A 19,770-nucleotide genomic window follows, 5' to 3' on the forward strand; every position below is an offset into this window, starting at 1 on the left:
GCCCACCGCCTGACCGGCGGACCCTTCCCCCGATCCGCGGCACACCGCACCGGCCGGCGGTGGACCGCATCCGCACAGAGAAGTGTGCCCCCGGTCCGGCACATCCGCCGGACCGGGGGCACACGGCGCCCCGGCTCAGACCAGTTCGGGTTCCGGTGCCCGTTCGGCCTTCTGCTCCACCGGCTCGGCGGCCGGCACCGCCCACCGCCGCGTGGTGCGAACGTAGGCATGGATCACGGAGACCATCGCCAGGATGAGCAGCGGTCCGGACAGCCACGGGTAGTCGGCCATCGGCATCGACAGGAACCGGTAGGAGACCAGGAACGCGACGAAGACCGCCGCACCGTATCCGACGAACAGGGTCGCCGACCGGTCCCAGCCGCGGTCGAAGCCGCGCAGTCCGGCCTCGATGGTGAGGGTGAACACCACTCCGGCGACGAGGTCGAGGCCGTAGTGGTAGCCGAATCCCAGCGTCGCGGCGAGCGTGAAGATCAGCCAGAACGTACCGGCGTACCGCAGCAGGCGCGGGCTGTTCCGGGTATGGATGTAGATCACCGTGGCCCAGGCGGTGTGCAGGCTGGGCATGCAGTTGCGCGGGGTGATCTCGTCGAACGGCATCCACTGCGGGGTGGTGATCGACGGCTGCGCGTCCGGCCAGACACTGGCCAGGGCCCAGGATCCGCCGTCCGCCCCGAAGGCGTAGACCGGGCCGACCACCGGAAAGATCATGTAGATACCGGGGCCGAGCAGGCCGACGACCAGGAAGGTGCGCACCAGATGGTGGGTCGGGAAACGGCGCTCGGTGGCCACGTTGCGGAGCTGGTACAGGGCGGCGACGACCGCGGCGACCGCGAGCTGGACGTAGACCCAGTCGAGGAAGCCCGCGCCGACGGATCCGGTGGCCTCGACCATCCGGCCGACCACCCAGGACGGGCTGCCCAGGGCCTGGTCGGCGACGACCAGATACTGGTCGAGCACCTCGGGGCGGGTCTTGAAGGTGATCAGCAGCCAGGCGTCACCGGTCTTCCTCCCGGCCACCAGCAGCAGGCCCAGGCCGACGCCCTTCAGCAGCAGGATCCGCTCCGGTCCGGTACGGCGCAGGAGCGCGAAGGCAGCGACGCCCAGGATCACCCACAGCGCGCCATTGCCGGACCCCTGGTCGGCACCGAGCGGCCACCGCACCAGAGCGAAGACGATGTCGATGCCGACCGCGATTGCGAACGCGATGAACCGCTGCCGCCAGGTGAGGACCACCATCATCAGCGCCATGCTGGCGTAGAGCAGCGGTCCCGAGGCGGGGGCGAAGACCGCCTCGCGCGCCTGGGTGGTGATCGGTCCCGGCGCGCCGAAGTTCCGCGCGGCGATCTCCAGTGCGACGAGGAAGCCGAGGGCCACCACCGCCACCGCGGTCCACAGCACCGCCCGTGGCCTGCGCCACGGGCGGGACCCGTTTCCGTCTTCTGCTCGTGAAGACGCCTGAGAGGTTATTCGTATCAAGTCTCTAGCCGATTTGTTCGATTTTGACGGAACAGGTCACCTTTCGCTCCGAATAGGCATGCTTTCCGATGGCGAACGGGTGAACAGGGCGACCTTTGTAAGGTCGATCATGTTATCGAAGTACTGGAGTGCGTTCCGCTGGTCAAGAGTGGTTCTCGACACCATCGGTTCCGGCGCGGGCGGCCCGGCGGCGGAAAGCCGGGGCCGGGCCCTCCCGGCGGGGCGGGCGCGCACGCCGGAACCCGCATCCGGGAGCCGCCCGCCGAGGGGCGGGCGAGGTCACCGGGGACGGGGCCGTGGGCAGACGTACGGTACGGGCATCCGGGACGCCCGGACAGAGGTGCGGACCTCACCGCCCTCCGGAATGTCCGGATCCCTGCGTCCACCCGGGATGGACACAGGGATCCGGTACGGCGGGCGCGGGGCGCCCGTCGAGTACGCCGCCAAGGGGTCCGCTACCAGTAGTGCCGACGGCCGCCCACCTCGTGCCCGAGGGCGCCGAGCACCCAGAGCACGATGCCGATGGCGATGAGCACGATGCCGATGGTCCAGAGGACGTGCAGCCCGATGATCAGGCCGATGATCAGCAGAATGAGCCCCAGAATGATCATGGTCGCTCCTTGTGGTGTCCCCCTCAAGACAACGATAGACCCGAACGGGTGAGGGGGCCGCACACCGCGGGGAGAGGGCTCCGGCGGGCCGCCGGACACGCGAACCCCCCGGGGGCCCGGCACCGGCGGGACCCGGGCCGGAACGGGACGGGCCGGGAGCCCCGGGAGCGGCTGTACCGGCCCCTGACCGGATCGGTCCGCACCCGGACCCGATGGGGCCTGTCCCCGCCGCGGCGGGAACGGCCAGGCTGAACGGCATGACCCGTGCACTGATCGTCATCGATGTCCAGGAATCCTTCCGCGCCCGACCGCTGTGGAGGACCATCTCCGATCCGAAAATCGCGGACCGGGTGAACCGGCTGGTGCGGCTCGCCCGGACGGCCGGAGACCTGGTCGTATGGGTGCTGCACTCGGAGCCCGGCAGCGGCGACGTCTTCGACCCGGCGAGCGGTCACGTCCGGCTGATGGCCGAACTGGAGCGCCGGGACGAGGAGCCCCTGATCCACAAGACCTCGCACAACGCCTTCACCACCACCAACCTCCAGCAGCTCCTCACCGGGCACGGCGTCCGGGAGATCACCGTCTGCGGTATCCGCACCGAACAGTGCGTGGAGACCACCGCCCGGGTCGCGAGCGACCTCGGCTACCGGGTCGTCTTCGCCGTCGACGCCACCGCCACCAACCCCGTCGCCCACCGGGACGCCCCCGCGGACCTCGGCGTCGACGAGCTGCTCGCCGACCCCCGCACCCTGAGCGCCGACGAGGTCATCCGGCGGACCGAGTACGCACTCGCCGGACGCTTCGCGACCATCGCCACCGTCGCGGAACTGGAAGAGGCGGCCCTCCAAGGGGCACGATGACCGGATCGTGAGCCATATCGTCTTCCTTCTGGTGCCCGGACTCCATCTGCTGGACCTGGCGGGCCCCGCCCAGGTCTTCTCCACGGCCGCCGAGTCCGGGCACCCCTACGAACTGAGCTACATCGCCGAACAGCCGACGGTGCCCACCGCCCAGGGCCTGCCGCTGACGGCCCGGCTCGACCCGCCCGAACTCGGCCCCGGCGATCTGATCGTGGTGCCCGGCTGGCGGTGCCGCACCCTGGCCGCGAGCCCCGCCGTCGGCCCGGACACCCTGCGGCTGCTGCGGGACCACCATGCCCGGGGCGGCACCGTGGCCGGTGTCTGCGCCGGGGCCGACCTGCTGGGCCGGGCCGGGCTGCTCGACGGCCGGCGCTGCACCACCCACCACGAGGTGCAGGACGAACTCGCCCGCCGCTACCCGAAGGCGACCGTCGTCCGCGACACCCTCTTCACCACCGACGACCGCGTGGTCACCTCGGCGGGCGTGGCGAGCGGCATCGATCTCGCCCTCCATCTCCTCGCCGGGCGGCACGGCCCCACCGCCGCCGCCCACGTGGCCCAGGACATGGTCGTCTATGCCCGGCGCAACGGCGGCGAGCCCCAGGCCAGCGCCATGCTCCGCTATCGGTCCCACCTCGACGACACCGTGCACCGCGCCCAGGACCTCCTCGACGCCCGCTTCGACCGGCCCCTGCCGCTGCCCGCCCTGGCGACGGCGGTCGGCGTCAGCGAACGCACCCTCACCCGCCTCTTCACCCGCGCCACCGGCGGTCTCACCCCGCTCCGCTACCAGCAGACCCTCCGGCTGGAACGCGCCGAATACCTGATCGGCCACGGCGCGACGGTCGACGCCGCGGCCCGTGCCGTCGGCTTCGAGGATCCGCGCATGCTGCGCCGGCTGCGGGCACGCGAGGCGAGATGAGCAGGGAAGCGGGTACGGAGGGGGAGCACGGCCCGTCCTCCCCCTGCCGGGGCCCATCCCGTACGTGATACTCCTGCCGCATGGCCGAATTCCACGACTTCAACTTCAAACTCGTCGTCATCGACGAACTCATGTACCGGCGGAGGATCCTCACCCCCGCCTTCGACCTCGATGAGCGGATGCTGGCGCGGGGCATCGACATCCCCTCGGTGTACGTACAGGAGAACGAACTCGACGAGGACGTCCTCGACGAGTCACGTGCCTACTTCGAGGCGCTGGAAATCGGCGAAGAGCTGCTCGCCGGTGTCGATTCGCTCTGCTTCGACGCCGGTCTGGAGATCTACCGGCACTGCGCACCGGCCTGGGACGGCGAGGACGGACTCTTCGACGTCCGCTCGCTGGACGACCTCGCCCTGCTGCCCGGTCTGCGGCGGATCGCGGCCGTGGACGACGGCACCCTGGCCGCGCCCGGCAAATGGGAGATACTCGCGGCCCGCGGAATCAGCGGAAGGTGAGGGAAGGGCCATGACAGCGACACCGGATCAGGGCGGGGAGCTGCGGTGCGCCCACTGCGGGCGGGGCCTCGTCTGTGGACAGCCGACGGCGGGCGGACAGCCGTGCCCCGGGCAGTTCCACAGCGGCAGCGGAGAGATCCTCTGCTTTCCGGAGCAGGGCGCGGACGGGCCGCGGGCCCGGCCCGTGCACGACTGCACCTGCCGGGCCCCCGGACTCGCACCGGCCGTAACGGAGCCGGCGCCCCCACGCCCTCCCGGGGCGGACGGCACCACCGCGGCAGCGGTACGGGCCGGGCGGCCGATGACCCGCAAGGAGTATCTGGCCGCGATCGGCAAGGCCGTTCTCGGCCCGGTCGGCGCGCGGGGACCGGAACCGGACGTCGTGGTACTCCCGAACGGTGCCGGAGTCTGCGTCGTCCAGCCCGTCCGCGGTGGCGGCAAGGTGTATGTGGCGCACGACGAAACCGTCTTGTTCGCCCCTTCCTCCATGGACTTCGCCACCGGGCTCGCCGCCTTCCTCGACGGGGCCCGCACGACGCGGGAGTCCTGAACCGTGCGGGAGTCCTGAACCACGCCGAAGTCCGCGCGGGTCATTTCTTCCTGACGAAGACCGGCACCTCCGGGGAAGCGACACCCATGGGCGCCAGGAAGCCCGCTTCCAGGGTGCAGCCGAGGGCGGCGCAGAGAAAAGTGACGGTGTTGAAGACCTTGTGGGCCTGAACGAGGTCGAAACTGCCGTCGGACGTCGGGGCGAGACCGGCCCCTTCCGTCGGCCGGGCGATCACCCCGGAGGTTCCCACCAGACAGTCGGCCCAGGGCGCCGCCGTTTCATAGATCTCGTACCGCTCCGGTGAACACTCCTTCAGTGTCTTCTCCGGACAGCGTCCGGATCCGGGGCCGATCTCCAGCACCGTATCGGGCTTCGCGGCATAGACCCCGAGCGTGCGCAGCCGGTCAATGGTGGACCGGGTAGCACCGGGCGTCCCGTTCATGACGGCGTCGATATGGTCGCCGACCGACAGACCGGCCGCCTTCGCGGCCCTCGTCGTCGCCCCGAACGGAATGAAGTCGTCTAAGGGCTGTCCCGTAATCCCCGGCGGGCGCGCGACGCCAGCTACGGCACCTCGCTGCGTTGTCGGAATACCCGAATACGTCCAGTATGCGGGTACCCCTCCGCCTTGCGATGCACCGCATCTGACGCCGCGCGCTGATCCACCAGGGATTACGGGACAGCCCTTACGCCACCGCGGTTGTCGGTGCTGCGGACGATGTCGAATCCGGTACGTCCTCAAAGCCGCTTGACCCCGGCTTCACAACCGATGTTCCCCTGGTTACTGCATTCATGTGCCGGACCCCCCAGGTCGTGTAAAGCCTCGTTTTCAGCATAGGATCGCGGACGCAGCCGCGCAGCGGGACGGTGAATTCGCTCCGCGGTTCTGAACGGACCGGCGAGCCGCGGCCGAAGAATCGGGCCGCTCCCCCGCCGGGCCCCTTCGGGATACGACGAGAGGTGGGGCTCGTTGACAGGGAATCGGTACCGGCAGCAGCCGCGGACCGGGCCGGATACCGGGCCCGGACGGCGTCGGTCGGAGCCGGACGGCAGGAGCGGACCCGGCGACGGCAAACGGCCGGCCGGCGGCCCGGCGCCCGCGGTGCTGCCGCCGCCGCTGCGCGCGGTGCTCGGTCCGGTCGCCGCTCTCGGCGCGCTGCTGGTCGCCGTGCTCGGGCTCCTGTACGCCGGCCGCGACCGGCCCGGCGCGGTCGAGGAGCAGATCGTTTCGGCGGTCGGCGGTGTGCAGCCGCCGTGGCGGTACGCCGCTCTGGCCACGGACTTCCTGGCGGAGCCGGCCGGAGCCGCGGTCCTGGTCGCGGCCGCCGTGACGGGCTGTCTGCTGCTCCGGAATCTGCGCGCGGCGGTGGTCTTCGTCGTCGGCACGGGCCTGACCGTGGCCGCGACGAAACTGCTCAAACCTCTGGTGGGACGCACCATCAACGGCGAGTTCCTGTCCTATCCGAGCGGGCACACCGCCTTTCTCACGGCGTTCGCCGTCATGGTGGCGCTCCTTGCGGCGGGCCGGCTGGGCCTCGGCAGGACGGCCGGGACGCTGCTGGTGCTCGCCGCTGCGCTGGCCGCCGGTGCCGCCATGGGCTGGGCGCAGGTCGCTCTGAACGCGCACTATCCGACCGACACCCTCGGCGGGTGGGGCACCGCGCTGGCGGTGATACCGGCGACGGCATGGCTGGTGGACCGGTGGGCCGGCACCGGGCGCGGTGCCCCGGCCGCCGGAACCACCGGCGGCCGGGGCGGGGAGGATCCGCGGGAGCGCCGCTGACGACCCGTTATGACCGGCGGCGGAAGACGGGCTTCACCGCCCGGCCGCCCAGCCAGGGTGCGGGGTCGGCGGCGTCCAGGGCCTTGCGGTAGACCGCGCATGCCTGGGCCACCGCGTCGACGGTACGGTCGATATCGGCGTCGGTGAGCGCGCTGCTCACCACGAACGAGGGGGCGAGCACCCCGCCCGCGAGCAGCCGGCGCAGAAACAGGGTGCGGTACTCCTGCGACGGCTGACGGTTCTCGTCGAGGGTGGCGAAGACCAGATTGCTGGCCCGGCCCCGTACGACGATGTGGTCGCCGACGCCCATGCCCGCCGCGGCGGCGCGGACACCGGTCGCGAGCCGTTCGCCGAGGGCGTGCAGCCGTGCGGTGATGCCCTCCTCGGTGTAGGTGGTGAGGACGGCAGTCGCGGCGGCCAGCGAATGGGTCTCCGCGCCGTGTGTGGTGGACAGCAGGAACACCCGGTCGGCGGAGTGGCGCAGCCCGCCCAGTTCCATCAGGTCGCGCCGGCCGGCGAGCGCGGAGACGGCGAACCCGTTGCCCAGGGCCTTGCCGAAGGTGGAGAGGTCGGGGACGACGCCGTACAGGCCCTGGGCTCCGGCTTCGGACCAGCGGAGACCGGTGATCATCTCGTCGAAGACCAGGAGGCAGCCGTGCCGGTCGGCCAGTGCGCGGAGGCCGGTGAGGTATCCGGGCGGGGGTTCGGTGTGGGTGGCGGGTTCGAGGATCAGACAGGCCACCTCGCCCGGGTGGCGGCTGAGCAGTTCCTCGGTGGCGGCCAGGTCGCCGTAGGGGAACGCCAGGGTCAGGTCGGTGATCGCCGCGGGGATACCGGCGGACATCGGGGTGGTGCCGATGAACCAGTCGTCGGTGGAGTAGAAGGGATGGTCGCCGCAGATGGCGACCCGTGGGCGTCCGGTGGCGGCGCGGGCGAGCCGTACGGCGGCGGTGGTGACGTCGGAGCCGTTCTTCGCGAACTTCACCATGTCGGCGGTGGGCACGGTGGCCAGGAACCGCTCCGCGGCCTCGACCTCCAGGACGGACGGCCGGACGAAGTTGCTGCCACGGCCGATTTCCCGCCGTACGGCTTCGACCACGCGGGGGTGTGCGTGGCCGAGGCTGACCGACCGCAGGCCGGAGCCGTATTCGAGGTAGCGGTTGCCGTCGACGTCCCAGACGTGGGCGCCGTGGCCGTGGCTGATGACCGGGGCCAGGTTCTCGGGGTACTGGTCGTCGCCCTTGGCGTAGGTGTGGGCGCCCCCGGGGATCAGTGCGTGCAGCCGCTCGTTCGCCTGCCGCGACCGGGGCAGCCGGAGTTCTTCGGTGTCCACGCCGCCTCAGCTCTCTCGGTGCTTCAGGACTTCGGCGAGGCTCGGTGCCTCCCGGTCCCGCCGGGACACGGATACGGCGGGCAGCGGCCACGGGATGGCCAGCTGCGGGTCGTCGAAGGCGATCGTCACGTCTTCGGCCGGATCGTGCGGACGGTCGATGCGGTACGAGACGTCGGCGGTCTCGGTCAGGGCCTGGAAGCCGTGGGCGCAGCCCGCCGGGATGTACAGGGTGGTCTGCGTTTCGCCGGACAGTTCGAAGAAGGCGCGTTCGAGGTAGGTCGGGGAGTCCGCCCTCAGGTCGACGACGGCGTCGAAGACCTTCCCGTAGGAGCAGCGCACCAGCTTGGCCTCACCGGCGCCGGAGCGCAGATGCAGGCCGCGCAGCACTCCCCGGACCGAACGGGACACGCTGTCCTGGACGAAGTCGTCCGGGTCGAGGCCCACCGAGCGGGCCACGGCGGCGTCGAAGGTGCGGCAGAAGAAGCCGCGTTCGTCGGCGTACGGCACCGGCTCGAAGAGGTAGGCGCCGTCGATCGCCGGGATTCCGGTCGCTTTCATGGGGTCTCCCGCGGGGCGTGTGCGTTTTGGTGGCCGTGGACCGGGAACAGGACCGCGGTCAGGGTGGTGAACTGCTGCTCCAGGCGGCGGGCGGCGGCCAGGTTCTGTTCGGTGAGGATCCGCCGTACCGCCGCCGCTTCCCGTTCCAGCATCCGGAACTGTTCGAGCAGCCGGTCGGCGTCGAGCTCGCGGGCGGGATGGCAGTAGGCGCCGAGGCCCATCCCGGCCATCAGGGCGTCGCTTTTTGCGGCGTAGCCGACGGCGAGCGTCGGGGTGCCGGCTTTCAGGGCGCAGATCAGATTGTGGTAGCGGGTCGCGACGACGGTGTCGGCGGCCGCCGTCTCCTTCATCAGGTCGGTGAGCGAGGCCGCGTCGGCGGCGGTGACCAGTGGTGAGTCCACGGCGTCGAGGACGGCGGCGACCACCGGGGCGTCGACGGCGTCGCCGGTGAGCAGCCGGACCGGTCTGCCGTCCTCGGCCAGGGCCCGGACGAAGCGGATCGTCCCGTCGAGGTAGCGCCGGTGGATCTCGTCGGCGCGGGCCCGGTCGTCGTTGCCGCCGTGGAAGGCCATGACGCCGACGCAGACGGGACCCGGCGGGCCGGACGGGCCGGGGGCCGCGGTCCGGGGTGCGGGCAGGGCGAACGCGAGGTCCGGGTAGACCTCGTCGTGCGTGGTGTCGACGCCCATGGCCCGTATCGCGTCGCGGGATCCGGTGTCCCGGTAGGAGCGGTACGCGGCCAGCCGGGCCGACCAGCGGACCAGGGTCCGGGTGGGCCGGCTGCCGATCGGGGCGGCGCCGACGCCGACCAGCGCGGTGCGGGTGCCGGTGAGACGTCCGGCCGCGCAGAGGAGGAACAGGGAGTACGGGAAGCCCCAGGGCCGCAGCGGCAGGGTGGCCTCCAGGACGCCCATACCGGGCACGATCACCACATCGTGGCGGCGGACCCAGGCGGCGGTGCGGAAGGCGTCGACGAGTTTCCCCAGGGCTTTGGCGGCGACCGAGCCGGCGCGCGAGGCGGTCCGGTACTCGCCGCGGTACCAGTGGAGTCGCGTCGCGGGGATTCCGTACCGTGCGGTGACGGTCTCGGGTCCGCCGCACAGGGCGTCGACAACCGCCTCGGGGTGCCGGGTCCGGAGATAGCCGAGGACGGCCTCCAGCGAACCGTCGTTGCCGAGGTTTCCGGAGCCGAGCAGACCGAACACGCCGACGCGCACCGGGGTTCCGGGTCCGGGCTTCATGTCCGCCTGCCTTCGCGTCCGGCGACGAGGGCGTCGACGGAGACGGTGAGCCGGTCCGGGTCGACCGGGGCCCGGTCCTCCACCCGTTCGCCCGCGCCGGGCCGGGCCCGGCTGGCGGCCCAGGACGCCAGATGGCGGTAGCAGGCGCGCCGGTCGGCCGGGCTGAGGGGTGCCCGGCGGATCGCGGCGACGAATCCCCAGACGTACTCGGCGAGCAGCCGGGGCGTGGGGTGCAGCGGCCCGGCGCGGCGCGGGTCCAGGTTGATGCACCGGGCACGTTTGCCCGGGTTGGCGCGCTCGGCGCGGGTGGGGTGGTCGCGGCGGAAGTACAGCAGCTCGGGCACCTGGTGGAAGGGCCCGTTGAGGCCGATCTCGGCGACGAAGGTGCGGTCCGCGTGGTGGTAGCTGTCGTGCGGTGCCACCCGGCGCAGCACATCGGCCCGCATGACGCCGTAGAAGTCGTCGCCGCCGGGTTCGAAGAGCATGCTGCGGAAGCGCTCCGGCGCGTGCGGGGACGCGGTGGCGAGCCCGTACTCGTACGGCACCTTCACCCGGCCCTCGCCGTCGATGACCGCCTGGTCGGCGTGGGCGAGGATGATGTCCGGCCGTTCGTCGAGGGCGTCGACGCAGCGCCGCAGCAGGTCCCGGGCGTAGAGGTCGTCGTGCGAGGCCCATTTGAACAGTTCGCTGCGGCATTCGGTGAAGACGTAGTTGTGGTTGGGGGCGGCGCCGATGTTCCGGGGGAGCCGGAGGTAGCGGATGCGCGAGTCCTGCGCGGCGTAGCGGCGGCAGATATCGCGGGTGCCGTCGGTCGAGGCATTGTCGGAGACGACGAGTTCGAAGTCCTCGTAGGTCTGGCCGAGGAGGGCGTCGAAGGCCTCCGCGAGGTATTCCTCGCCGTTGTAGACGGGCAGGCCGATGCTCAGCCGGGGTGAGCGGGGCAGGGCGGTCATGACGTCCTCACTTCATTGCTTCACTGATGGTGTTCCGGTGGTGCTCGCGCAGGGCGGGCCCCAGTTGCAGCCACCACACGGCGGAGCTGCCGACCGTCGCCGCTGCGACGCCCCAGGCCGAGCCGGATGTGCCGGCCAGGGCCGCTCCGCCGAGTCCGCCGCCGACATAGGCGGCGGAGGCGAAGAGCTGGCAGCGGAGGCTGCGCCGGGCGGCGGCGAGAGCGCGCAGCCCGACCATGGCGCCGACGCCGAGTCCGGCTCCGGCGACGCCGAGGGTGGCGGGCACGACGAGTTCCGATGCGGAGTTCCAGACGTCGCCGAGGACGAGCCGGCCGGCCCGGTCCGGCACCAGGAGCAGGGCGGCGCCCCAGAGCAGGGCGGCGACGGCCTGTCCCGCGCCGAGCAGGAGGCAGAAGGCGCGCAGCCGGTGCGGGGCCCGGCGCAGGACCCGTGCCGCCTCGGCGACGGTGACCATCGACAGGCCCATCAGCACGGCGAGGAAGGGGCCGAGGAGCAGTTCGGCGCCCCGGATCACGCCCACCGCGCCGACGCCGACGATCGCGCCGAGGCCGTAGGCCCGGAGCTGGGCGGCGCCGCTGACTCCGACGTTCTCGACGAGGTAGCGGTAGCCGAGGTCGCGCTGTTCGCGCAGCCAGTGGCGGGCTCCGGCCGGCCGGGGCCGGATTCCGGACTGGATGCAGCCGTATCCGGCGGCCACCGCGGCGGCCGCGCCCCAGGCGAGCACATAGGCGGCGACGCTGCCCGCCCGGGCGGCGGCGAACATGGCCGGGACGAGGGCGACAGCGCCCAGCAGGTCGTTGACGAAGGCCTTGCGGCCGGTGCCCGCGGCGAAGAACGAGAACCGCCAGGCGTCCTGGAGCAGCAGCGCGGGCAGAACGATGCCGAGGGCGGCGAACGCGGTTCCGACGCGGCCGCCGACCGCCGATCCGACGGCCAGGAAGACCGTGCCGACGGCGGCGCCGACACCGAGGGCGGTGCCGGTCGCCCGAGCGGCCGCGGGGCGCCAGGTGGCGGCCGGGACCCCGCTGAAGCGGACCACCAGCGGGTCGGTGGCCAGCCCTCGGGAGACGCTGAGCACGACGCCGTAGGTGACCCAGGCCAGGCTGAACACGCCGAAGGCGGCGAGCCCGAGGGAGCGTGCCACGTAGACGCCCAGCGCGAAGTTGGTCATGCTGCAGACGGCCTGGTCGGCCAGTCCCCAGGAGAGCCGGCCCGCGACGGCCCGCCCGGTGGGTGCCGTCCGGGCGGTCGTCTTCTCCTTCCCGGTGGTCATCGGCTTCACGCCTTGATCAGTCCGGCGCCGTGGAGGGCGCCGGCCGCGACGGCGACGGTGTCGAACGGCAGTCCGGACCGGTCGGCGATGTCCAGCAGGCCGTGTTCGCCGTCGGAGAGGCTGAGCACCCAGAGCATGGCGAGCTGGGCTTCCTTGGTATCGCTGCGGCCTCCCAGCGCGTCGTACAGCCCGCGCCGGCCGAGCTGTGGTTCGCCGTAGGGGCTGAGGTTGGTGTACCGCCGGTTCCCGTCCAGTACGGCGAAGGCCTCGCGGCAGACGGCGAGGGTGTCGGCCATCGCCGCCGGGGAGACGAAGTCCGGATTGTCGGCCGAGGTGTGGTATTCGGGGTAGCCCGCGTAGGGGGTGCGGCTGAGGGAGCCCACGCCGAGATCGAATCCGGGTGAGCAGAACTGCCGTTCGTCGTAGCCGTACGGGGTGAACTCGTTGATGCGGTGGGGGCGTTCGGATGCGGTGAGGACGTACCGCATCACCCGGTCGATCTCCGCGTCGCCGCGTCTGCTCTGTTTGTACGTCAGCCGGCCCCGGTCTCCGGCGCAGGCCAGCACCAGCCCGTGCCTGACCCGTCCCCCGGGCCCCGGCCCCTCCCCCGGCCCCCCGGGAGCGGCGGCCGGTCCGCCGACCCGCTCCGCGTTCCGGGCCAGCCAGGTGATCGCGCCGATGGTGCCGGGCGCGAAGAGGAACCGGTAGGTGTAGTACGGGGTCCGCTCCGCCAGCGCCCGGGCCAGGAACACCGCCACCGCGATACCGGCCAGGTTGTCGTTCGCCAGCGAGGGGTGGCAGACATGGCAGGAGACGAGCACCTCGTCCGCGATCTGCCCGGGGACGAGGTGTTCGGCGTAGGTGAGGTGGCCGTCCGTCAGTGTGGAGTCGATACGGACCTCGTAGTCGCCGTCCGGCAGCGCGTCCAGGGTCTCCTGGGCCAGGCAGAACCCCCACTCCGGCCGGTAGTAGCTGGTGCGGTACGGCACCCAGGAGGGGTGGTCCGGCAGGGTGTGCAGATGTCCGCGCAGCTCGGCCAGGGGCATGGTCGCCGCTACGGGCACGCTGTAGCCGAGGACGTGCAGGGAGGACGCGGCGAAGTCGACGACGCGGCGGCCGGTGGCGTCGGCGATGTACGCGTCGCGGATGTTCCACTCCTGCGGCACGGTCCAGTCGAGTACCTGCGTCCCGGTCGGCACCTCGTGGACCCGGAGCGGAAGGTACTCGCCGACGATGTCGAGGGTGGCGCGCACCCCGTCGCCGGTGATGCTCCGGCAGAGCGGGTAGAGCCGCTCCACCAGTGCGTGCATCTGCTCACCGGCCGTGGCCGCGGTCACCGGCGCCACCGCAGGGTGTCGTCGACGGCACCGGCGTCGGAGGCGGCACGCAGCACCGCGAGCCGGGTGAAGCGCCGTTCGAAGTCCTCCCGGGTCAGTCCGTGTTCCCGGTAGGCGTCGGCGAGTTCGACGGCGCCCCGTTTCACGGACCACTCGCAGTCGAAGCCGGGCACGGCGGTGCGGAACCGGGAGAAGTCCACCCGGTACGAGCGGGGATCGGCACCGTTCTCCCCGGTGATCACGACCCGTGAGCCCACGACCGCTTCGGCGACCTGTGCGGCGATCTCGGCGACCGTGACGTTGTTCGTCTCGCTGCCGATGTTGAACGCCCGGTCGTGGACCGCCTCCCGGGGCGCGGTCAGCGCGGCGGTGAAGGCGCGGGCGATATCGGCGGCGTGCACCAGCGGCCGCCAGGGGGTGCCGTCGGAGAGGACGAGCACCTCGCCGGAGAGGAGGGCGTGGCCGACCAGGTTGTTGAGGACGATGTCGGCGCGGAGCCGGGGCGAGTAGCCGAAGGCGGTGGCGTTGCGCAGGTACACCGGGCTGAAGTCGCCGTCGGCCAGGGCGTGCAGATCGTCCTCCACCCGTACCTTGGACTCGGCGTACGGTGTCACCGGGCGCAGCGGGGCGTCCTCGGTCACCAGGGCGTCGCCGCCGGAGGCTCCGTAGACCGAGCAGGTCGACGCGTACAGGAAGCGGCGGACTCCGGCGTCGCGGGCCAGCCGGGCCAGCTTCACGGACGCGTGGTGGTTGATGTCGTAGGTGAGGTCGGGTGCCAGGGCTCCCAGCGGGTCGTTGGAGAGTGCGGCCAGATGGATCACGGCGTCCGCTCCGGCGATGTGTTCGGCCGTGAGGTCGCGCAGGTCCACCCGGTGGCCCGGCGGGTCGGCGGGCGGCGGGCCCAGTACGCAGTCGGCGAACAGTCCGGCGTCCAGTCCGGTGACCTCGTGGCCGGCCGCCGCGAGGGCCGGGGCCATCACGGTGCCCAGGTAGCCCTGGTGTCCGGTCAGCAGTACGCGCAAGGTTCATTCCCCCAGGTCGAGAGTGAGTTTGGTGACGGCGAACGCTTCGGCGTAGCGCGCGTGGCATTCGATGCCGCGGATCCGCGCCAGGCCGAGGAAGGCCTCCCGGTCGTACCAGGGCCGGTGGCGTTGGGAGGGGTAGTGCTCCTGGAGGAGCCGTACCTTCCGTTCGGCGGTTTCGGGTGTCAGCGGCTGGTAGGCCGACGGGCGGCCGAGGTCGCCGTCCCATTTGACGATTTCGTAGCCGAGGACGAGGTGGTCGCGGAAGGCGGTGGTCATCAGCTTCGCCAGACCGCGGTGGTCCTGGTGGGCGTCGTCGGTGCGCGGGGCCAGGACGAGGTCGGGCTCGGTCCGCTCGCGCAGCTCCTCGACGGCGGCCTTGGCCTCGTCCCAGTGGGCGGGGAACCGGCCGTCGGGCAGTTTGAGTACGGTCGGCCGCAGGTCGGCGCCGGGGCAGAAGGCGGCGAGCGCGGCCCGTTCCTCCTGCTCCCGCTCGCTGCCGCCGCCGGAGAGCACCAGTGCGTCGACGCGGATGCCGGGCCGGGCGAGGCAGATCGTCAGCAGGGTGCCGCCGGCGCCGATGGCGATGTCGTCGCAGTGCGCGCCCACCGCGACGATCCGGTCGAGGCGTTCGCCCCTGAGCCGGTTCATGCGGTCCCCACCCCGGCGGTGCCCCGGTGGCCGGCCGGGTCGGCGCCGCCGTGTTCCCAGACGGCCCAGGGGCGGTCGCCGCGGGCGTAGGCGGCGTCCAGCACGGCCCGTTCCTTGACGGTGTCGGTCGGTTTCCAGAAGCCCCGGTGCTGGTGGGCCACGAGCCGTCCGTGTTTGGCGAGGCGGGCGCAGCCGTCGGCGACCAGGTCCCCGCCCTCCGGGATGTGGTCGAAGATCTCCTGGCGGAGGACGAAGTAGCCGCCGTTCTCCCAGAGCGGGAGTTCGCTGACCGGGGTGATGCCGCCGACCAGCCCGTCCTCGCCCAGGTCCACGCAGTGGAAGGAGGACTGGGGTGGTACGACCATCATCGACGCTCCGGCGTCGCGCCGGGCGAACCGGTCGATCATCTCCGGCAGCGGGGCGTCGGAGAGGACGTCGGCGTAGTTGGCGAGGAACATCTCGTCGCCGTCGAGGTGGTGGCGGACCCGGCGCAGCCGCTCACCGATCGGCGATTCGATACCGGTCTGGACGAAGGTGATCCGCCAGGACGCGATATCGGTGGAGAGCAGTTCGGTCCGCCCGTTGCTGAGGACGAAGTCGTTGGACGTGGTCTCCTCGTAGTTGAGGAAGAAGTCCTTGATGTGGTGGGCCCCGTAGCCGAGGCAGAGGATGAAGTCCGTATGCCCGAAGTGGGCGTAGTAGCGCATGACGTGCCAGATCAGGGGGCGCGGGCCGACCATCGCCATCGGCTTGGGCACATCGTCGGACGTTCCGTTGCGCATCCGCAGCCCGTAGCCGCCGCAGAACAGTACGACCTTCATGACGCGACCTCGACTATGGAGAGTTCCGGGACGGGGAAGACCAGACGGCCGCCCCACTCGTGCACGTAGGACAGCTGCTCGACCAGTTCGTCCCGCAGGTTCCAGGGGAGGACGAGCACATAGTCCGGCCGGTCGGCGGCGATCTGTTCGGGCGGCAGGATCGGGATGCGGGTGCCGGGGGTGAACCTGCCGTGTTTGTAGGGGTTGCGGTCGACGGTGTACGGGAGCAGATCGGGCCGGATGCCGCAGTGGTTGAGGAGGGTGTTGCCCTTGCCGGGGGCGCCGTAGCCGACGACCGTCTCGCCGCGTTCGGCCGCGTCGACGAGGAACCGCAGGAGGTCTCGGCGGACCTTGGCGACGCGGGCGGAGAACTCGGTGTATCCGGAGAGTTCCTGGAGTCCGGCGGCCTTCTCGCGGGCCAGGACGTCGGCGACCGCCGGGGTGGGTTCACCGGCCGCTTCGGCGGGCCGGGCCCACAGCCGGATGGAGCCGCCGTGGGTGGGGAGGAGTTCGACGTCGACCAGGGCGAGTCCGCCGCTCGCCAGCGCCCGGACGGCGGAAGCGACCGTGTAGTACTGGAAATGCTCGTGGTAGATGGTGTCGTACTGGTTCTGCTCGATGAGGGTCAGCAGATGCTGGACCTCGATGGAGACCCAGCCGTCGTCGGCGACCAGGGAGCGCAGGCCCCGGGTGAAGCCGACGACGTCGGGAATGTGCGCGTACACGTTGTTGGCGACGACGAGGTCCGCCGGGCCGTGCTCGGCGCGGACGGCGGTGCCGGTGTCCGGGGTCAGGAACGCGGTGAGCGTGGGCACACCGGCGTCTCGCGCGGCGGCGCCGACGTTCACCGACGGTTCGATGCCGAGGCAGCGGATCCCGCGGTCCACCAGGTGCTTCAGCAGATAGCCGTCGTTGCTGGCGACCTCGGTCACCAAGGAGTCGGGGCCGAGTCCCAGCCGCTGTACGGCACCGTCGACGAAGGTGCGGGCGTGTTCCACCCAGGAGGTCGAGTAGGAGGAGAAGTACGCGTACTGCGTGAACGTCTCCTCCGGGGTGATCAGCGGCGGGATCTGTGCCAGCCAGCAGTCGGTGCAGACCCGCAGGTGCAGCGGGTACGCGGGCTCCGGCTGGTCCAGTTGGTCCGCGGCGAGGAAGCTCTCGCACGGCGGGGTCGCCCCCAGATCGACGACGCTGGCCGTCGCCGTCGAACCGCAGAGTCGGCATCGTGTCATCTACTGCCCCCATCTCCGGCTCGCGCGGGTGCCCCCGCGCGGGCCTGTCGTTCCGTTCTCCGGCGGTGGGCCTTCCCCGCCGCCGGACCGGCCCGCGATCGCGGACCGGTACTCGTGCTCCAGGCGTTTCAGCCCGACGTCCGGGCCGAAGTCCCGCTCGTAGCGGCGTCTGGCCGCCCTGCCCAGCTCCCGGTTGCGGGCCGGATCGGCCGTGATCCGGCGCAGGCGGGACGCGAGCGACGCCCGGTCGCCCGGTTGGTGCAGCAGCCCGGTCACGCCGTCGTCGACGAGTTCGGCGAAGGCGCCGTGACCGGCGGCGACGGCCGGGACCTCGGCCGCCATCGCCTCGGCGACGACCAGTCCGAAGGTCTCCAGGGACATCGAGGGGGCCACCACGGCGACCGACCGGGCGACGGCCTCGCGGCACTGCGCCGGGCCGTACAGGCCGGCGTACCGGACGTCGTCGCGTCCTGCCGCCCAGGCCGTCACCTCCTGTTCCAGAGGTCCCGCTCCGGCCAGGACGAGCGGTACCCCCACCCCGCCGTCGGCGGCGAGGGCGTCCCACGCGGCCATCAGCAGCCGGACGCCCTTGGTGTCCGCGAGCCGGCCGAGGAAGAGCAGCTGCTCGCCGGGGCCCGCCCTGCGGACGCCGGGATCGGGCACGAAGTTGTGCTTCACCACCAGCCGCTCGGGGGGCATACCGGACCGGACCAGGACATCGCGCTGGGCCGCGGAGATGCAGAAGAACCGCTCCACACCGGACCACCAGCGCCTCCGGTTGACCGAGAGGCCGAGGGCGAGCGGCACCGTCGCCGCCCGGGAGTTCCGGTAGCAGCCGTGCCGGACCGCGGGCAGCGCCAGCGGCGAGCCGACGCACTCGGTGCACAGCCGGCCGTCCCGGTGCAGGGTGCCCGGCGGGCAGACCTGGTTGTAGTTGTGCAGCGTGGCGACGGCGGGAACACCGGCATCGGCGCAGGCGGCGAGCACCGCGGGCGACAGCAGCGGGAAGACGTTGTGGATGTGCACCACATCGGGCCGGTCGGTACGGAGCCGGGCCGCCAGCTCCCTGCGTACCGCCGGATTCCACGGCACCAGCAGCGGCACCGCCGCCTTCCCCGGCAGGGAGCGGGCGGCGATGTCGTCGCTGCGCCGCTCGAACAGCTCGACCCGGTGGCCGGCCGCGCGCAGCAGCCCCACCTCCCGGTCGACGACCTGGTTCTCACCGCTCGGCTGGGCCGAGGAGTAGCGGTTGTGCACCACGAGGATGTGCATGGTCAGTTCACCTCCGGGCCCGTCGGGGGATTCGGTGTCGTCGGCGGGGTACTTCGGCCGCCGCGAGGGGCGCGGCCCCGGCGGGTGCCGCGAGCAGCGACGCGGCCAGGGCCAGATGGAGCAGATACGCCGAGGCGTCGCCGAGTCCGGCCTCGGTGTACGAGGAGATCGCCACATAGCTGATGAGGAAGATCGCGCAGGCCCTCGGCAGCGACGGCGGCCGGAGCAGCGCGACACCGCCGAGCGAGAGGATGATCGCCCCCACCAGGGTGAGCCCCATCAGCCCCTGTTCGTGGTAGGCGGCCAGCCAGCTGTTGTCGATCGGGAGCCCGCCGAACGACTTGTCGCTCAGGCCCGTGCCGAAGAGCTTCTGGGTGGTCGTCCGGGGTGCCGCCAGCAGGGCGTCCCAGACGTTGGCCCGGCCGGTGAGGCTGGTGAAGTTCTCCTGGCTCTGGCCGCGCAGGAACCACGCGCGCAGGGCGGAGGCGAACCCCACCGCGGCCACCGTGGCGCACAGCACCGTCCAGGTGAAGAAGCGGCGGGCGGCGGCGCTGGTCAGAACGAGGGAACCGACGGCCAGCGTCAGTCCGATGAGCATGCCCACCGTGGCGGTGCGGGTATGGGTGAGCGCGAGCAGGACCAGCGACGGCACGATGACGAGTGCCGCACCGGCCCGGTCGGTTCTGCGGCCCAGGACCAGCAGCACGGTGAGCCCGGTGATGACCGCGGTGTACTGCCCGATCTGCGGCGGGGTGAGCGGCCACAGGGCGCCGACCAGCCGTCCGCCGTACAGCTCGGGTCTGGCAGCACCTGGTGAGACGATCAGACCGGCGACGACCGTGCCGAGCACCGCGAAGTAGATGCGGATGTGGTAGCGGACGAACGTCAGACCGCCGTCCCACCAGCGGGTGAGCAGCCACAGCGTGCCCGCGAAGAGCGCCAGCCGGGTGCAGCGGAAGAGCGCGCCGAACCCGGACTCCAGTTGCAGGCTGGAGATCAGGCTCGGCACCAGCAGCAGGGTGAGCAGGAACACGAAGGCGCTGGGCCGGATGCGGAGCCGGAGGTTGAGGGCGAGCGCCAGCGTGAACGCGGCGCCCAGTGCGCCCATGGTGACCATCTGGATGAGGGTGCGGGGCAGCGGGAGGATGGTCTTCGCCCCGGAGGAGCCGAGGGTGTTGAGGATCAGCAGCCCCCAGACGATGCCGACCGCCTTCGGGGTGCCGGCCGGGCGCGGTGCGGGGCCGGGCCGGATGCCCGCCGGGTCCGCTCCGCCCGGCGGCCCGCCGTGCCGCAGGTCGTCCACCTCAACCACCGGCCC

General features: G+C 72.0%; 20 protein-coding genes. 5 read left to right on the plus strand and 15 right to left on the minus strand.

The features are described 5' to 3' along the window. Nucleotides 1-135: 135 nt before the first annotated feature. Together ACIQ9E_RS25695 and ACIQ9E_RS25700 are read right to left on the minus strand one after the other, a co-directional pair. Nucleotides 136-1,419, minus strand: a complete 1,284-nt coding sequence (locus ACIQ9E_RS25695) for a phosphatase PAP2 family protein (RefSeq protein ID WP_403710812.1) — start codon at nucleotides 1,417-1,419, stop codon at nucleotides 136-138. 533 nt (nucleotides 1,420-1,952) lie between these two features. Next, nucleotides 1,953-2,108 (minus strand): DUF6131 family protein, encoded by a 156-nt coding sequence (locus ACIQ9E_RS25700; RefSeq protein WP_403710814.1) that lies wholly within the window; start codon nucleotides 2,106-2,108, stop codon nucleotides 1,953-1,955. Nucleotides 2,109-2,365: 257 nt separating this feature from the next. Here ACIQ9E_RS25700 and ACIQ9E_RS25705 point away from each other — a divergent pair, with 257 nt between their 5' ends. From ACIQ9E_RS25705 to ACIQ9E_RS25720, 4 genes are all read left to right on the plus strand, one after another. Then, nucleotides 2,366-2,968 (plus strand): cysteine hydrolase family protein, encoded by a 603-nt coding sequence (locus tag ACIQ9E_RS25705; protein WP_403710816.1) that lies wholly within the window; start codon nucleotides 2,366-2,368, stop codon nucleotides 2,966-2,968. A 7-nt stretch (nucleotides 2,969-2,975) separates the two neighbouring features. Then, entirely contained in the window at nucleotides 2,976-3,890 is a 915-nt protein-coding gene (locus ACIQ9E_RS25710) for a GlxA family transcriptional regulator (protein ID WP_403710818.1), read from the plus strand. 80 nt (nucleotides 3,891-3,970) lie between these two features. Then, a complete protein-coding gene (locus ACIQ9E_RS25715) occupies nucleotides 3,971-4,405 on the plus strand; it encodes a DUF6892 domain-containing protein (RefSeq protein ID WP_403710820.1) in 435 nt (144 codons plus the stop codon). 10 nt (nucleotides 4,406-4,415) lie between these two features. After that, the gene (locus ACIQ9E_RS25720; protein ID WP_403710822.1) at nucleotides 4,416-4,955 is read left to right on the plus strand and encodes a hypothetical protein; all 540 of its coding nucleotides are present in this window, start codon (nucleotides 4,416-4,418) and stop codon (nucleotides 4,953-4,955) included. Between the two features lie 40 nt (nucleotides 4,956-4,995). On the opposite strand, the gene ACIQ9E_RS25725 is transcribed toward ACIQ9E_RS25720, so the two are convergent. After that, complete coding sequence (locus tag ACIQ9E_RS25725; protein WP_403710824.1) at nucleotides 4,996-5,397, minus strand: hypothetical protein; 402 nt, start codon at nucleotides 5,395-5,397, stop codon at nucleotides 4,996-4,998. Nucleotides 5,398-6,057: 660 nt separating this feature from the next. On the opposite strand from ACIQ9E_RS25725, the gene ACIQ9E_RS25730 reads away from it, so the two are divergent. Further along, entirely contained in the window at nucleotides 6,058-6,738 is a 681-nt protein-coding gene (locus ACIQ9E_RS25730) for a phosphatase PAP2 family protein (protein ID WP_403710921.1), read from the plus strand. Between the two features lie 7 nt (nucleotides 6,739-6,745). On the opposite strand, the gene ACIQ9E_RS25735 is transcribed toward ACIQ9E_RS25730, so the two are convergent. From ACIQ9E_RS25735 to ACIQ9E_RS25790, 12 genes are read right to left on the minus strand one after another with little or no spacing between them, the layout of a single operon-like run. Continuing rightward, the gene (locus ACIQ9E_RS25735) at nucleotides 6,746-8,071 is read right to left on the minus strand and encodes a glutamate-1-semialdehyde 2,1-aminomutase (protein WP_403710826.1); all 1,326 of its coding nucleotides are present in this window, start codon (nucleotides 8,069-8,071) and stop codon (nucleotides 6,746-6,748) included. A gap of 6 nt (nucleotides 8,072-8,077) precedes the next feature. After that, nucleotides 8,078-8,629, minus strand: coding sequence for a dTDP-4-dehydrorhamnose 3,5-epimerase family protein (locus ACIQ9E_RS25740; protein WP_403710828.1), 552 nt, complete (start codon nucleotides 8,627-8,629; stop codon nucleotides 8,078-8,080). Continuing rightward, nucleotides 8,626-9,870, minus strand: a complete 1,245-nt coding sequence (locus ACIQ9E_RS25745; RefSeq protein ID WP_403710830.1) for a polysaccharide pyruvyl transferase family protein — start codon at nucleotides 9,868-9,870, stop codon at nucleotides 8,626-8,628. Before ACIQ9E_RS25745 ends, ACIQ9E_RS25740 begins: the two co-directional genes overlap by 4 nt. Further along, nucleotides 9,867-10,814: a glycosyltransferase family 2 protein gene (locus ACIQ9E_RS25750; RefSeq protein ID WP_403710923.1), complete on the minus strand. Its 948-nt coding sequence runs from the start codon at nucleotides 10,812-10,814 to the stop codon at nucleotides 9,867-9,869. Before ACIQ9E_RS25750 ends, ACIQ9E_RS25745 begins: the two co-directional genes overlap by 4 nt. Before the next feature lie 16 nt (nucleotides 10,815-10,830). Then, nucleotides 10,831-12,117: a hypothetical protein gene (locus ACIQ9E_RS25755; RefSeq protein ID WP_403710832.1), complete on the minus strand. Its 1,287-nt coding sequence runs from the start codon at nucleotides 12,115-12,117 to the stop codon at nucleotides 10,831-10,833. Nucleotides 12,118-12,122: 5 nt separating this feature from the next. After that, complete coding sequence (locus ACIQ9E_RS25760; RefSeq protein WP_403710834.1) at nucleotides 12,123-13,463, minus strand: DUF4910 domain-containing protein; 1,341 nt, start codon at nucleotides 13,461-13,463, stop codon at nucleotides 12,123-12,125. Then, nucleotides 13,451-14,476: an NAD-dependent epimerase/dehydratase family protein gene (locus ACIQ9E_RS25765; RefSeq protein WP_403710836.1), complete on the minus strand. Its 1,026-nt coding sequence runs from the start codon at nucleotides 14,474-14,476 to the stop codon at nucleotides 13,451-13,453. The genes ACIQ9E_RS25760 and ACIQ9E_RS25765 overlap by 13 nt, the downstream gene beginning before the upstream one ends. Nucleotides 14,477-14,479: 3 nt before the next feature. Beyond that, a complete protein-coding gene (locus tag ACIQ9E_RS25770) occupies nucleotides 14,480-15,127 on the minus strand; it encodes a PIG-L deacetylase family protein (RefSeq protein ID WP_403710837.1) in 648 nt (215 codons plus the stop codon). Continuing rightward, nucleotides 15,124-15,948 (minus strand): glucose-1-phosphate cytidylyltransferase, encoded by an 825-nt coding sequence (locus tag ACIQ9E_RS25775; RefSeq protein WP_403710839.1) that lies wholly within the window; start codon nucleotides 15,946-15,948, stop codon nucleotides 15,124-15,126. Before ACIQ9E_RS25775 ends, ACIQ9E_RS25770 begins: the two co-directional genes overlap by 4 nt. Next, entirely contained in the window at nucleotides 15,945-17,180 is a 1,236-nt protein-coding gene (locus tag ACIQ9E_RS25780; protein WP_403710841.1) for a methyltransferase domain-containing protein, read from the minus strand. Before ACIQ9E_RS25780 ends, ACIQ9E_RS25775 begins: the two co-directional genes overlap by 4 nt. Then, the gene (locus tag ACIQ9E_RS25785; protein WP_403710844.1) at nucleotides 17,181-18,452 is read right to left on the minus strand and encodes a glycosyltransferase family 4 protein; all 1,272 of its coding nucleotides are present in this window, start codon (nucleotides 18,450-18,452) and stop codon (nucleotides 17,181-17,183) included. Nucleotides 18,453-18,459: 7 nt separating this feature from the next. Beyond that, complete coding sequence (locus ACIQ9E_RS25790) at nucleotides 18,460-19,764, minus strand: O-antigen ligase domain-containing protein (protein ID WP_403710846.1); 1,305 nt, start codon at nucleotides 19,762-19,764, stop codon at nucleotides 18,460-18,462. Nucleotides 19,765-19,770 lie beyond the last annotated feature (6 nt).

This window comes from Streptomyces sp. NPDC094448, assembly GCF_044763775.1.
In the GTDB taxonomy this organism is placed as follows: domain Bacteria; phylum Actinomycetota; class Actinomycetes; order Streptomycetales; family Streptomycetaceae; genus Streptomyces.

What these genes read in the sequence shown, in the direction of transcription:
- ACIQ9E_RS25770 (WP_403710837.1), bottom strand. Translation starts at nt 15,127, where the DNA reads ATGAACCGGCTCAGGGGCGAACGCCTCGACCGGATCGTCGCGGTGGGC.
- ACIQ9E_RS25745 (WP_403710830.1), bottom strand. Translation starts at nt 9,870, where the DNA reads ATGAAGCCCGGACCCGGAACCCCGGTGCGCGTCGGCGTGTTCGGTCTG.
- ACIQ9E_RS25720 (WP_403710822.1), top strand. Translation starts at nt 4,416, where the DNA reads ATGACAGCGACACCGGATCAGGGCGGGGAGCTGCGGTGCGCCCACTGC.
- ACIQ9E_RS25700 (WP_403710814.1), bottom strand. Translation starts at nt 2,108, where the DNA reads ATGATCATTCTGGGGCTCATTCTGCTGATCATCGGCCTGATCATCGGG.
- ACIQ9E_RS25725 (WP_403710824.1), bottom strand. Translation starts at nt 5,397, where the DNA reads ATGAACGGGACGCCCGGTGCTACCCGGTCCACCATTGACCGGCTGCGC.
- ACIQ9E_RS25755 (WP_403710832.1), bottom strand. Translation starts at nt 12,117, where the DNA reads ATGACCACCGGGAAGGAGAAGACGACCGCCCGGACGGCACCCACCGGG.
- ACIQ9E_RS25740 (WP_403710828.1), bottom strand. Translation starts at nt 8,629, where the DNA reads ATGAAAGCGACCGGAATCCCGGCGATCGACGGCGCCTACCTCTTCGAG.
- ACIQ9E_RS25780 (WP_403710841.1), bottom strand. Translation starts at nt 17,180, where the DNA reads ATGACACGATGCCGACTCTGCGGTTCGACGGCGACGGCCAGCGTCGTC.
- ACIQ9E_RS25775 (WP_403710839.1), bottom strand. Translation starts at nt 15,948, where the DNA reads ATGAAGGTCGTACTGTTCTGCGGCGGCTACGGGCTGCGGATGCGCAAC.
- ACIQ9E_RS25785 (WP_403710844.1), bottom strand. Translation starts at nt 18,452, where the DNA reads ATGCACATCCTCGTGGTGCACAACCGCTACTCCTCGGCCCAGCCGAGC.
- ACIQ9E_RS25705 (WP_403710816.1), top strand. Translation starts at nt 2,366, where the DNA reads ATGACCCGTGCACTGATCGTCATCGATGTCCAGGAATCCTTCCGCGCC.
- ACIQ9E_RS25715 (WP_403710820.1), top strand. Translation starts at nt 3,971, where the DNA reads ATGGCCGAATTCCACGACTTCAACTTCAAACTCGTCGTCATCGACGAA.